Source organism: Nonomuraea sp. NPDC048881, from assembly GCF_040649795.1.
GTDB lineage: Bacteria > Actinomycetota > Actinomycetes > Streptosporangiales > Streptosporangiaceae > Nonomuraea.
Genome location: NZ_JBEZGC010000009.1, coordinates 1 through 12,029, shown reverse-complemented (window position 1 = coordinate 12,029; position 12,029 = coordinate 1). Strand labels below are relative to the sequence as shown.

General features: G+C 70.5%; 11 protein-coding genes and 1 pseudogene. 6 read left to right on the top strand and 6 right to left on the bottom strand.

All coding sequences use genetic code 11. The annotated features are described in order from the left end of the window. Positions 1 to 448: 448 nt before the first annotated feature. A complete protein-coding gene (locus AB0C33_RS29630; protein WP_358293681.1) occupies positions 449 to 1,633 on the top strand; it encodes a hypothetical protein in 1,185 nt (394 codons plus the stop codon). 284 nt (positions 1,634 to 1,917) lie between these two features. Here the strand turns inward: AB0C33_RS29630 and AB0C33_RS29625 are convergent, their stop codons facing one another. After that, complete coding sequence (locus tag AB0C33_RS29625; protein WP_358294286.1) at positions 1,918 to 2,454, bottom strand: recombinase family protein; 537 nt, start codon at positions 2,452 to 2,454, stop codon at positions 1,918 to 1,920. Between the two features lie 357 nt (positions 2,455 to 2,811). On the opposite strand from AB0C33_RS29625, the gene AB0C33_RS29620 reads away from it, so the two are divergent. Then, positions 2,812 to 3,555, top strand: a complete 744-nt coding sequence (locus AB0C33_RS29620; protein WP_358293679.1) for a hypothetical protein — start codon at positions 2,812 to 2,814, stop codon at positions 3,553 to 3,555. 2 nt (positions 3,556 to 3,557) lie between these two features. Here AB0C33_RS29620 and AB0C33_RS29615 read toward each other — a convergent pair. The 3 genes and pseudogenes from AB0C33_RS29615 to AB0C33_RS29605 all read right to left on the bottom strand — a co-directional run. Further along, positions 3,558 to 3,928 (bottom strand): annotated as a pseudogene (locus AB0C33_RS29615) (IS5/IS1182 family transposase); the annotation flags it as partial. Positions 3,929 to 4,046: 118 nt separating this feature from the next. After that, positions 4,047 to 5,849 carry an alpha/beta fold hydrolase gene (locus AB0C33_RS29610; protein ID WP_358293677.1) on the bottom strand — a complete coding sequence of 601 codons (1,803 nt, stop codon included), beginning with the start codon at positions 5,847 to 5,849 and terminating at the stop codon, positions 4,047 to 4,049. Then, positions 5,846 to 6,865: a hypothetical protein gene (locus AB0C33_RS29605; RefSeq protein ID WP_358293675.1), complete on the bottom strand. Its 1,020-nt coding sequence runs from the start codon at positions 6,863 to 6,865 to the stop codon at positions 5,846 to 5,848. Before AB0C33_RS29605 ends, AB0C33_RS29610 begins: the two co-directional genes overlap by 4 nt. Before the next feature lie 155 nt (positions 6,866 to 7,020). Between AB0C33_RS29605 and AB0C33_RS29600 the strand changes: the two genes are divergently transcribed. Continuing rightward, complete coding sequence (locus tag AB0C33_RS29600; protein WP_358293673.1) at positions 7,021 to 8,235, top strand: sensor histidine kinase; 1,215 nt, start codon at positions 7,021 to 7,023, stop codon at positions 8,233 to 8,235. Beyond that, positions 8,232 to 8,891 carry a response regulator transcription factor gene (locus tag AB0C33_RS29595; protein WP_358293671.1) on the top strand — a complete coding sequence of 220 codons (660 nt, stop codon included), beginning with the start codon at positions 8,232 to 8,234 and terminating at the stop codon, positions 8,889 to 8,891. Before AB0C33_RS29600 ends, AB0C33_RS29595 begins: the two co-directional genes overlap by 4 nt. Positions 8,892 to 9,160: 269 nt before the next feature. Here the strand turns inward: AB0C33_RS29595 and AB0C33_RS29590 are convergent, their stop codons facing one another. Beyond that, complete coding sequence (locus tag AB0C33_RS29590) at positions 9,161 to 9,421, bottom strand: hypothetical protein (RefSeq protein WP_358293669.1); 261 nt, start codon at positions 9,419 to 9,421, stop codon at positions 9,161 to 9,163. A 1,207-nt stretch (positions 9,422 to 10,628) separates the two neighbouring features. On the opposite strand from AB0C33_RS29590, the gene AB0C33_RS29585 reads away from it, so the two are divergent. Both AB0C33_RS29585 and AB0C33_RS29580 read left to right on the top strand, forming a co-directional pair. Next, the gene (locus tag AB0C33_RS29585) at positions 10,629 to 10,835 is read left to right on the top strand and encodes a hypothetical protein (RefSeq protein WP_358293668.1); all 207 of its coding nucleotides are present in this window, start codon (positions 10,629 to 10,631) and stop codon (positions 10,833 to 10,835) included. 175 nt (positions 10,836 to 11,010) lie between these two features. Beyond that, the gene (locus AB0C33_RS29580) at positions 11,011 to 11,334 is read left to right on the top strand and encodes a hypothetical protein (protein WP_358293666.1); all 324 of its coding nucleotides are present in this window, start codon (positions 11,011 to 11,013) and stop codon (positions 11,332 to 11,334) included. A 471-nt stretch (positions 11,335 to 11,805) separates the two neighbouring features. Here AB0C33_RS29580 and AB0C33_RS29575 read toward each other — a convergent pair. Next, positions 11,806 to 12,029, bottom strand: a 224-nt coding sequence (locus AB0C33_RS29575) for a transposase (protein ID WP_358293665.1), incomplete at its 5' end; no start/stop codon positions are given.

Here is a 12,029-nt window from a genome sequence, read left to right as displayed (position 1 = left end):
GGCCATCGCCACCTGAAAGGCCGAGGTGTGGCTGGCCGTAAGGCCATCGCGGCGGACCTGGGCGCGGGGACGGCCGCCGCGGTCGCCGTAGTGGCGGAGAAGGTGAGGCATGAGGCCATGGCCAGCAGGGCCGCTGGCCATGCGAGCTGCTTGAACGTCATGTTCGGAAGGATCAAGGAGGCGTCTTGTATCCAGCTTGGGACTGAACGGTGGGGCTCATGACCGCGACGACCGGGCACCTGAGACCGGAGGACGACGTCAGGACGCGGGACGCGATCCGATTCGTCGGGACAGCGACAGGGTCCGTACGGCAGGCGTGATCCCCTGCACTACCTCGCGCATGATCGCCGGCCCGCACCTCACCTTGGCAGCATGGAGGATCCAACGCACGAAGGGGCATGAAATGATCTTTGAAAGTGGCCCGATGCCCGGATCCTTACGTGCGGCCGTGCTGGCAGTGTCGATCCTCCTCTGCGGTTGCTCGGCCACGTCGGCGGCGGCCCCACCGTCCCCGACCGCCCTGGCCAAGCCGACATCCACCCCCATCTGTGACGGCCGGCTGCCGCCCACGGGGCCGGAGAAGACCGCCTACACCGATCGCGTCGATGACTGGCAGCTCGCCAAGGCCGTCAAGGACGGGTTTCCCGACGACCTGGCGGTCAAGCGGGACGGGACAGTCTGGGTGGTCGGCACGGCCGAGGTGCCGGTTGAGCCTTATCTGGACAAGGAACAGGGGTGCCTGGTCACGACCGACACCGAGCGCCGGGGGAAGGTGTGGCGGTACGAGGCGGGTACGTGGCATGTGGTCGCTCCGCCGCGGAGGTGCTCGGACCACCTGTCCAAGGTCGACGTGACCGAGGACGGCAGCCTGTGGGTATACGGCAAGCGACTGGAGAAGAATGACCACGTGTCCTGCGTGGCTCGATGGAACGGCAGCGGCTGGGAGGCGCGGACCGTCCGAACGGAGGACCCGGCCGAGGAGGCCAAGGCGCTGACCGTCAGCGGCACCGATCCGTGGTTCATCGACTCCCGGGGGAGAACCGTCCGGCTGAGCAAGGGGAAGCTCTCCGCTCACACGCCGGTGGCGGAGGCTGACGTGCTCGCGCGAGGGCATGGGCGCGCGCTCTGGGCGGCGGGGGTCCAGGGTGCACGTCGCATCCAGCTCGCACGATGGGATCGCGGGCGGTGGCAGCGCGTTCCCGACCTGGCGCTGCCCCATCCGAAGGGAGAGCCGAGGGCCTGGCTCGCGTGCGACAGCATGGTCGCGACCGGGCCTGATGACGTCTGGGTGGCCGCCTACTGGACCTGGTACGCGAGCGACGAGTCCGAGCCCGGGCGGCAGGTCCTGGCCCATTGGAACGGCTCGGCCTGGTCGTGGCACACGGGGAAGGTGGCACTGCCCAACAGAGAGGCCGACCTGGCCCCGGATGGGCAGGGTGGCGTCTGGCTCACCTCCCTCGACGACACCGCCCTCGAACACGTCACCGGCCGGCGTCACGAGCCGATCAAGCTACCCGATACGGAGGAGGATTTCGGGCTGGGCATGCGGCTGTCCCAGCGTCCTGGCACCCGCGAGGTCTGGGTGCTGAGCCAGGGGAACCTCTGGGTCACTCGCAGGGACGCTGGGTCGTGAACGGCTCAGTGGCGCCCGAGGTTGCCCAGCCCTGACCTTCGCCGTGCCGGTCGCAGCGACCCGAGCGGACGGCCATCGAACCGGCATCAAGATCAACTCTCGACGCTTTCCTGAGGTCATCCGGTGCAGCCGCGCATCATTTCGACCAGCCAGGCCGGATCGGCGGCGGCCTTCGCCGCGGCGACGGGGTCGAGCGGCAACGGAACGGCCAGTGGCGTTAGCGAGGCGTCGGGGCGCGGCCTATCGCCACTCGCCGTTCCGATCCGGCTGGTTGCCGGGGCGGCCTACGAATCCTTGGCGTCTGTGAGGGTCTTGTGAACGACGCCGACTCCGGCGGCGAGGGTGCGGATGGATTCCCCGCGCTGGCGGCGGGCGAGGATGGCGGCGCGTTTGTCGTCGTCGACCACAGGCGGGCGGCCGCCGACCCGGCCGCGGCGGCGGGCCGCCTCCAGGCCGTTCTTGGTCTTGCGGACGATGTCGCGGCGCCGGCCTTCTGACAGGGCCAGGGCCAGGTCGAGGATGAGGGAGCGCTCGGTGTGCTCGCCGGCCGCGATGCCCTCCAGCGCCTTGACCGCGATGTCGCGCTGGAACAGGTCGTTGAGGACGATGAGCCCTTCCAGGAGGTTGCGGCGGAGCCGGTCGACCTCCTGGACGGTCAGCATGTCCCCGTCGCGCAGGTAGGACAGCGCCTCCAGCAGTGTGGGCCGGTCGTCGGTGGCTAGGTTGCCGCTGATCTTCTCCTCGAACACCTTCAGGCAGATCGGGTCGAGGGCGTCGTGCTGGCGTTGGGTCTTCTGCTTGTCGGTGCTGACCCGGACCAGGCAGAGCTGCTAGCGGCGCCTGGAGACTCGTAGGCAAGCCTCCGGCGGTACGGTGAGCCCTTTGTGCTGCATGAAGGCCGGCCAGCTTCGCTCCTCACGTGGCGTAGGAGCTCCTGGCCCCTCTATTGTGGGTGAGCAGTCCCCCGTCGCAGCGCATCAGTGAGAAAGCGCAACTCTGTCTCGGCCACTCTGGACTGTCCGGTCTTCGCTTGAAACCACGGCTCCCGAGCCTGTCTTCGATACCTGTTCCACCTGGTCGCCGGCTTGTGCTCGGTTCGGGGAAGATGCGCACGGGAGGACATCACTGTGATGGCGTCGGTCAGCTGCACCGCTCCCCATCGGGGGATCATGTAGCTCGTGACGAGCACAGTCGAGATGCCCGGCTCCTGCGCGATTTCGTCGAATGCCTCGTCCCGCTCCTTGTCGGAGTACTTCATGACGACCGTGAGCGGCCCCCACAGCGACCACCTGCGGGTGATCACCAACACGGTTTCGCTGCCCGCGATCTCCACCGATCTCCACGTCTGTCTCGGCTGGGAACCGCCGACGGCGGGCGGGACATTTGAGCAGGCGAGGGTGGTGGTCGCCGCGGGCGTGCTGGGCCCCGCCCGCGTCGTGATCGTCTACCACCCGTATTACGAGCCGTTCGTCTCATGGGCGCGCCAGGCCCTGGCCGGCGGTGGCGAGCAGTACCTTCGGGCAGCGGGCCTTCCCCTGCCGGGCGAGGGGCCCGTAACGGGGATGACAGTGGAGTGGGTGACCCAGAAGGGCGCCTACGGGGACCTCACCTCTCTGCTCAACGGCGCCGACCATCTGGGTGGTGTGGGCGGACAGGTGTATGTCGCGTTCGGCGACAACCTGTATCCGGCGGTGAATCCGCTGGAGCAGTTGTCGTTGGCTCTGCCCGGCGTGACCGTGCTCGGCCGCGCCTATCAGGCGCAGCTGGCCTCTTCGCGTGTTGTGATGGCTACTGAGGCCGGGCCACAAGGACAGCGGGGTCATCGAGCTGGTAGAGAAGCCTCGCCCCCGCGCGGCGGAGAAACTGGAGGCCCGATGCGGAGCCGGGAATCTGCTGCTGGTGGAGGGCCGTGCTCGTCTTGACGGCGGCGGATCGCGGCGATCAGCTGGGTGATGGTGTCCTGGGTGGCGACCGCGTCCAGCAGCACCGTCGAATCCAGCGCCCGCCGGGTGCGGCCGGTCAGCACCCCGGTATGCTCCACCACGGTGCGGACGGCCCGAAAGATGCGGTCGGGGTCCGATGAGCGGGCCAACCGGCGCCGGAAGTAGGTCAGCAGCGACGGCCTCCTCATCGGACACTCCCTACAGGGCTTGCAGGACGACGACCGTGGCCAGCAGGCCCGGCGGCACCGACGGACGTCCGTTGACCGGCGCGTACATATCCGTGAACGCCTGCGGCGGGAACAACCCCACGATGCTCGGCCAGGAACGCGAACATGCTCCGTGCCGGGATCATCTCCCGGCACACAGCCCACACCTCAGGCACCGGCTGGACTCCTCCGACGGCCCATCATGACCCGAGTCTGAATCCTGAAATCCCACCTGGCCAGACCACCAAGATCTTCAGGACATTCTTAGTGCCTCGGGACCGCGGCTCGGAAGGCGACCCCGTCAAGGGTGCCGTTGACCATCGGCCGGTCGGTCGCCTCGAACGGCGTCCAGGTGATGACCGCCTTCACCGTCGACCCGGCTCGGGAGATCTCCACGGCCGCCGTGGCCCGCCCGGCGTCGCCGGTGCGGATCTCCCCCGTCACCGCGACGTCGGCGACGAACCGAGCGGCGACCAGGCGCGTCACGCCGGCGCGGTGGTCGATCCGCCCGCCGCGCAGCCCGGGGGCGGCGGCGTCTCCCGGCGGCATCGCCACGTTGGGGTTGCGGGCTGCCAGCGCGTCGTCCACCGTGGCGAACGCCGCGGCCAGCAACTTCCGCTGCTCGTGGCCGAGCCCCTGGACACGGGGCCGCGGCAGCTCACCGGAGGTGCGCGGGAAGCGGCCCATCGCCCGGTAGTTCTCCGCGCTGCAGCCGCCCGCCCCCGCGGGGGCGTCGAAGCGGGTCACGAACGAACGCACGGCGGATCGCAGGCACAGACGGTAGCCGCTCTGCCCGGCCGAGGCGCCGACGTGCGCGCCGAACGGCACCGTCACGGCCGTACCGCCGAACCGCCGCGCCGCGCGGGCTGCGTTGCCCGGCGGGGTGGTCGTGTCGAACTGGCCGCCGACGGCTAGCGCGGGCACCCACGGGTAGGCGGCCTTCGCGGGCACCGGCGGCGCCGGGTTCGGTGCGGGCCAGGTGAGACACCAGTCGGCGGCCTCTCCTGCCGCCCCGAACGCCTCCGCAGCCGTGTAGGGACGCGATGGCTGCCGGGACCGGTATCGTTCCAGTTGCTCGCGCCGCCGCGCCGGACCGGCCGCCCGGTCGTACGGCAACGCCGAGTCCGCGCAGACGTAAGCCAGCTGTGCCGGGCTGCTGGGCATCGCCCCCGGGTCGGGGAAGCTGGTCACCAGGCGGTGCAGGGGCGCGGAGTCGCCGCGCAGGAAGGCGTCGGCGGCTGCGCCGGCTTCCCGGCCGATGCTCGGATCGGCCAGGTTGCCGGTGAGACGGGCCAGGTCGCGAACCGAAACCTTCGGGTCGGGGTGCGACCGCAGTCGCTTGATCAGCGCCGTCCAGCGCTCGGCCGGCCGGCCGGGCAGACGCCGGCACCGCGCTGACGGCCGGCAGATGGCATCGAGGTTGGCCACGCCGCGTCGCGCGGCGGGGGCGAACGACATGTCCGCGTAGCCGCGGGAGTCGACCGACAGCACGCTGTCGAGCAGCACCGCGCGGATCCTGTCTGGGTATCGGGCCGCGTACGCCTGAGCGAGCAGCGTGCCCCAGGAATAGCCGTAGACGGTCAGCTTCGGCACTCCGAGCGTGGCGCGCAGCGCTTCGATGTCACGTGCCGCATGGGCGGTGTTGAAGAAGCGGCCGCGGCCCGCGCAGTCATGTACGCTAGCCGGCTCGGTCAGGTCGAGTCCCGGGCAGGCCAGCGGGCTCGACCCGCCCCAGCCACGCTGATCGAGCATGAGCAGGTTCTGGTGCTCCAGGGCGGGCCCGAGCCAGGCCCTGGTGCTGTCGACCGCCCATAGGGAGGGCGCGGGCCCGCCGGGCAGGACGAGGATCGTGCCGGTGGGCGGGCGCGTCCGGTCCGTGGCCGGAACCCAGGTGTAGGCGATCGAAAGCTTCTCGCCCGCCGGGTCCGCCGGGTCCAGCGGCGTCTCCAGCGTGGCGTCGCAGCGCTCGGTCGCGCCCGCGCATGACACGGCCGCGGCCTGTGCCTGCGGTTGCACGGTCGTGAGCAGCGCCAGGACCGCCAAGACGCACGTCAGTCTCTTCCTCATCGCATGCTCTCCTTCCGCGCGGCGGGCCGGACGGCCCGGAGCTGCTCCGGGCGCCGGCTGAGTGCCTGATAGCAGGTGATCAGCCCGACCAGGGCCGCGCCCCAGACCAGGAATCCGCCGTACGTCACACCGAACACCCACGGGTTCGCGCTGCCGGGCGCGCTCGGGAGCTCGCTGAGACCGGCGAGCGCGCCGAGCGTGGTCACCGCCGCGGGCAGCCCCATGGACAGCAGCCCCACCCCACCGGTCCAGCCGGCGGCCAGCACCAGCGGCCGGGGCACCCAACGTGCCCAGCCCTGGATCAGCGCGACCGCGCACAGCGCCCCGAACACCGGGATGGTCACGCTGAAGTCGGTCAGCGGGCTGTACCAATGGTGCGCGCCCGCCAGCCCGGACTCCTGGTAGCCGCCCACCGGGTGGCCCAGGGCCCACACCGCCTTGAGCGTCGCGTAGGGCAACGGCGCGAGCGCCGCCGTCCAGCCGTACACGCGCAGCCGCCGGCCGGTGGCTCGCGCGTCCGTCAACCCCGGCCGCGTACGGCGCTGGAAGGACCAGGCGGCGACGGCGAGTGCGCCGACACCCGCGAGCACGATGAGCTGGTCGACGACCAGCGTCCAGTACGGCTCGGCCGCCCAGCCGGGCAGCCCGGCGACCCACAGGAGCACCCGCAGCAGGTTGAGCAGCAGGATCTGGCCGCCGAAGCACAGCAGCGCCAGCGTGCCGACCCAGATCGCCGCGAGCAGGGCGGTGCGTGGCAGGCGACGCCCGAAGGGCCGCACCGTGGCCAGTGCGAGCACGGCCAGCCCCGCCAGCGCGAGCACGCTCCCCCAGCCGGCCAGGCCGTCGAGCTGCGGCAGCGGCCGGCCGGCGCACTGATCCGCCGCGGTGGCGGCCTCGATGGGGGTGCAGCGGGCCGCGAGCCACTCGCCGCCCATGCTCCAGTAGGCGCGCAGTCCCGCGTACGCCGCCGCCCAGCCCGCGGCGAGATGGCCCGCGACGGGTGATCGATGCCTCATGACTCTCCATTCGATGTCGTCCGGTGCTCCACACTCCCGCCACGGACGCGGTTCCCGCGTCTGCCTGCCGGCCGGGAAAGATGCGACCTCAGGCGTACACGGGCGGGCCCGCAGGCAGACGCGGCCTCCCCCGGCGCGTTCGTAGACTCGGAGCCATGTCACAGGTGATCGGAAGGCTGCTCGCACAGGTCAGGACGCCGACGCCGGCCGCCGACGCCGCGCTCGCGACGCTGGTGGGCCTGCCGCTGCTCGGCTGGACCTGGGTCGTGCTGACCATCGCGCCCGGCCCGTCGCCGGTGGCGTTCGCCGGCGCGCTGCTGGCCCACTCCGCGATGGCGCTGCGCCGTACCGCGCCGCTGGCGTCCTTCGGCGCGGTCGCCGCCGGATGCGCGGCGATGCTCGCCGGCGCGGGAGGTCTGCTGCTGCCCCCGTCGATGCTGGTGTTCCCGTGGTCGCTCTACTCGATGTGCGCCTACGGATCACGGCGTGCGCTGGGATGGGGGCCGGTCGCGGCCCTGCTCGGGTCCGCCGCGGTCGGTCTGCGGTTCTGGCTCAATCCGCGGGAGGCGTCCGGCCTGCCCCCGGCGTTCGTGTTCCTCTTCCTGCTCGCCGTGACGATGATGATGTGGAGCTTCGGCCTGTGGCGGCGGACGCAACGCGCGTACCTGGAATCGCTGGAGGACCGCGCCCGCAGGGCCGAGGCCGACCGGGAGGAACGCGCCCGGCGGGCCGTGCACGACGAGCGCGCCCGGATCGCCAGGGAGATCCACGACGTGGTGTCCCATTCGCTGTCGGTGGTGATCAGCCAGGCGCAGGGCGGCACGTACGCGGTGCGCACCAACCCGGACCGGGCCGCCGGCATCCTCACCACGATCGCCGACGCCGGCCGCCACGCGCTCGCCGACATGCGCGGCCTGCTGGGCGTGCTGCGCGCCGAGACGCCGCTGGAGTCCGAATCGGCCGGCTCCGCGCCGACGCTGGCCGAGCTGCCCCGGCTGCTGGAGGGCACCAGAGCCGCCGGGCTCGCGGTGACGTTCCGGCAGGACGGCGCCGAGCGGCGGCTCAGTCCCGCCGCCGAACTGGCCGTCTACCGGCTGGTCCAGGAGTCGCTGACGAACACGCTCAAGCACGCGGGCGCCGGCCGCCGGGCCCAGGTGGTGCTCAGCTGGGGAAGCGCCGGGCTCGCCGTCCAGGTCCAGGACGACGGCCCCGGGGATTCCCGCCCGCCCGGCGGCACCGGGCTCGGCCTGGTCGGCATGCGCGAGCGGTTCCAGGCCTTCGGCGGTACGGTTGCCGCCGGACCGGCGACGACCGGCGGGTTTCACGTGTCCGCCCGCCTGCCCTACCTCCAGCGAACGGAGCAGACGTGACGATCAGAGTGTTTTTCGTCGACGACCAGGCTATGGTCCGGGCCGGCTTCGTGATGGTGGTCGAGGCCCAGCCCGACATGACGGTGGCCGGCGAGGCCGGCGACGGCGCGGAAGCGCTGGAGAAGCTGGCCGTCACCACCGCCGACGTCGTCCTCATGGATGTCCGGATGCCGCGCATGGGCGGGGTCGAGGCGACCCGCCGCCTGCTCGCCGGCACCGGGCCCGCGCCCCGGGTGGTCGTGCTCACCACGTTCGATCTCGACGAGTACGCCTTCGCGGCGCTACGAGCCGGGGCCAGCGGCTTCCTGGTCAAGGACGCGCCGCCGGAAGACCTGCTGGCCGCCATCCGCACCGTGCACCGCGGCGACGCGGTCATCGCCCCGTCCACCACCCGCCGGCTCATCGACCATGTCGCCGCCGACTTGCCCGTCCTCCACGCGGAGCCCGACCCGCTGGCCGCGCTCACCCCGAGAGAACGCGAGATCCTCCACCAGATCGCGCTCGGCCGGTCCAACGCCGAGATCGCCGGCCTGTTGTTCCTGTCCGAGGGCACGGTGAAGACCCATGTCGGCCGCATCCTGGCCAAGCTCCGGCTTCGTGACAGGGTCCAGGCTGTGATCTTCGCCTACGAGAACCGCCTGGTGCGCGCCTCATAGGCCGCTGTCACGCCCCTGCTGCGCGATCAACCCGGCGACTGCGACGGACCGAGACTGTTGAAGAAGCAGGCGTCGTAGATCTCCGTCAGGTGCTTGAGCTGTCCTTCGACACGGCCTGCCGATATGTCCCGGGGTCGTCGGCGTGAAGCGCCTTGAGTGCTCACCCGGGCGTGCGGCAGGCCTTCCCGGGTTTCCTCACCGCCACCGACGCATTCGCCAACCTGGCCGAGATCGCCGGTTCCCTGCCTCTGGATCCACTCGAACCGGGCCTACGTGCCCACGCCCGCATCACCGTGATCGGCGAAGGCACCATCTACTTTGACAAAGCCGGCAGCAGCGACGGTAGGGGCCTGCCTGTCCACGAGGTCGCCATTGACCTGCCCGTCACCGCTGGCGGTGTGGCCGAGTGCGGCAGCGTGATCCGCCATGTGCTCGACCGCAGCGAGCACATGCTGCGGCCCACTCTCACCACCCGCCGGGGTCCGCGCCATCTCATCGTGGCCGGCCCTAGACAACGGCAAGACCACCACCTCCAAGTTCCTCGTGCAGGCCCATCAGGCGGCCATGCTCGCCGGAGCGAGCAACCTCAGCAGGGAACGCCAGGAGGTGATCGCCGGTATGGACCAGGCGCTGGCACGGCTCGGCGCCACGCTCTCCCCCCACTCTCGCCCGAGGTCGACCTGCCCCGCGCAACGCCTGGACGACACCCGCGCTCGTACGATCGATATCCAGCGCAACGATCCTCTCAAGTCATACCAAGGCCAAAGCCCGCCATCGTCAGGCGGCATCACGTGAGTGAGAGCCCTGGACGAATCGCGTGTGCTCACTGATCAGCCACTTCGTGGTCAGGCGCACTACAGTGATCCGCTCCACCAGGGATGAGGGCGTGCGCTTCCGCTTGTCGCGGCGGGCTCGGCACCTCATCGGAAGCGGCGCAGCTCTTGTCTGTCCGGTGTAGTGCAGGTCGTAGTGTCGCATCGTATCCCCGAGCCGCAAGGACACAGCCTCCCCGCCAGCCGAGAGCCGGGGCAGGGCTCGACTGGTCCGGCGCGGCGACGGCCGCGGGCGAGGCCCTGGGCGGCGTCACCGCCGTCGTCGACCCCCTCCTTGACGGCGCCACCACTCACACCACGACCGGCACCATGGGCATATTCCGACCCGATCATGATCAGCCCGTCGCGGTGTTCCAGGAGTGCCGATGCGACGACACCGACGGCGACGGCATCGGCGACACCGAGCACATCGAGCTGATCGCGGTCGCCGACGACGGCACACTCACGACGCTCGGCACCTACACCGACGACCTCACCGCAGTACACGCCGATCGCACCGGCCGCCTGCCCGGTCGAGGGCGCACCCCCCGGTCACGGTGCAGGCCCACCGCATCGAGGTTCCCGCGGGCGGATCGTGGAGCGCTGACGGCGTGGCACTCCTGCAGGCGGTCACGTTCGTCGCGTGGGGAGGCGACGAACAGGTCAGCACCGCGGACGGTGCCTCGACCTTGCACGAGGGGGAATCCGTGTCCTGGCCGGTCGCCTGCGACAGTGACGCGGTCCTGACCAGGCCGCTGTCGGTCACCGCTTCGGCTGGGACCGTGACCGTCACCTACACCACGGCGGCGGAATGCGCGGCACCAGCGGCAGCGCCGCCATCCTCGCACCGGCAGGGCCGCTCGGACCGCAGGGGCCGCCCGGCAAGGCCGCCCCAGCAGGTCCCTGCATGGAACGCGGGCACAGGGTGACCGACGGCGACGGCAACGCGACCTTCACCTGGCTCGCCGGCACCTTCACCGCGCCTCCAGTCGTCGCGATCGCTGGCGAGGCCGGGGCAGGGTTCCGGTCGGCGCGCATCGTATCGAACACGGCGGACTCGACGGTCGTGCAGGCGCAGGCGGCGGCGGTCGTCAAGGTACTTGGCATTGAGGTACTCGGGTGGGTGCCGTAGCCGCTGGCGTGAGGGCACGCGCTCGCGGTCGCCCTGTGAGCTGCGAGCGGGGATGGCAGGGGGAGCAGGCTTCTGGTCCCTGCAGGGGAGAGACCCCTGGCAGTCTCTCCCCCTACAGGGGGATATTTACGCGCGATCGGTACGTCAAGGCGCGTAGCTGCCTAGGATCGCGCAGATGAAGAAGACGATCTTTGGTCTTGCAGCCACGATGCTGACTGCGGCCACCATCACGATGATGCCGTCCGCCGCCCAGGCCGAGCCGCTCCCCAGCGGCTGCAACAGCGGAGTTGGGTATCAGCACGCCTACACCTGGGCGAATTGCTCGGGCGGTGGAGGCTACGTCCGCGCAGTCGCCACTTGCGCTAGCGGCACCGCGAAGAAGAAGGTCTACAGCTCCTGGAAGGTGAACGCGGGCGACAAGCTCGCGCGCACTGCGTACGCTCACTGCCCCAGCTCCTACCCCAAGGCTGTGGGCCACAGCTACGACATCAAGCGCTAATCCGGCCGGGCGAGCCAGCGAAAGGGGCCCTCCGACTCTGAGGTCGGTGGGCCCTCCGCGCTGAGGCATACTCGCTGGTAAGGAAAGAGTGCATACGTTCCGTTCGGTGGCATTCAGCGTTATCGCAGCTCACGGCGTTTCGCCTCGAACGCGTATCCGACCCGCGCGGTGAATCGTTCCCTGATATCCGTTTATGCAGGCGTCATGCAGTCCGTTTATGCGGCGAGGCGGACCGCGTCGCGGATCAGTGGACGCCTATACCTGTGCCGCTCGAATATTGAGTTACGTGGCCTGAGCTGCGGTTAAGCGGCGTGGTGGTATTCGCTGATCATGCCGGCAACGACGGGTCTTCGATGGACGGTTCGCTGATCGTTGAGGTCGGTCACGTCGTGGGTGGGCGGCGTTGTGATGTCCGGGGGGCGTTGCTGCCGGGAGTGTCAACTTAACGGCTGATCTTGGTTGTTGAATTGTTCAGAGGTTGGCAGGGGTAAGGCGGCCTTCGAAGGCGATCTGGAAGGCGTTCAACGGCGCCTTCCAGCGCATGGTCCATCTCTTGCGGCCCTGCCCGGTGGGATCGAGGCTCATCAGGGCCATGAACACACACTTCAGGGCGGCGGTCTCGTTCGGGAAGTGGCCGCGGGCCCGGACGGCCTTGCGGATGCGGGCGTTGACGCTCTCGATGGCGTTGGTGGAGC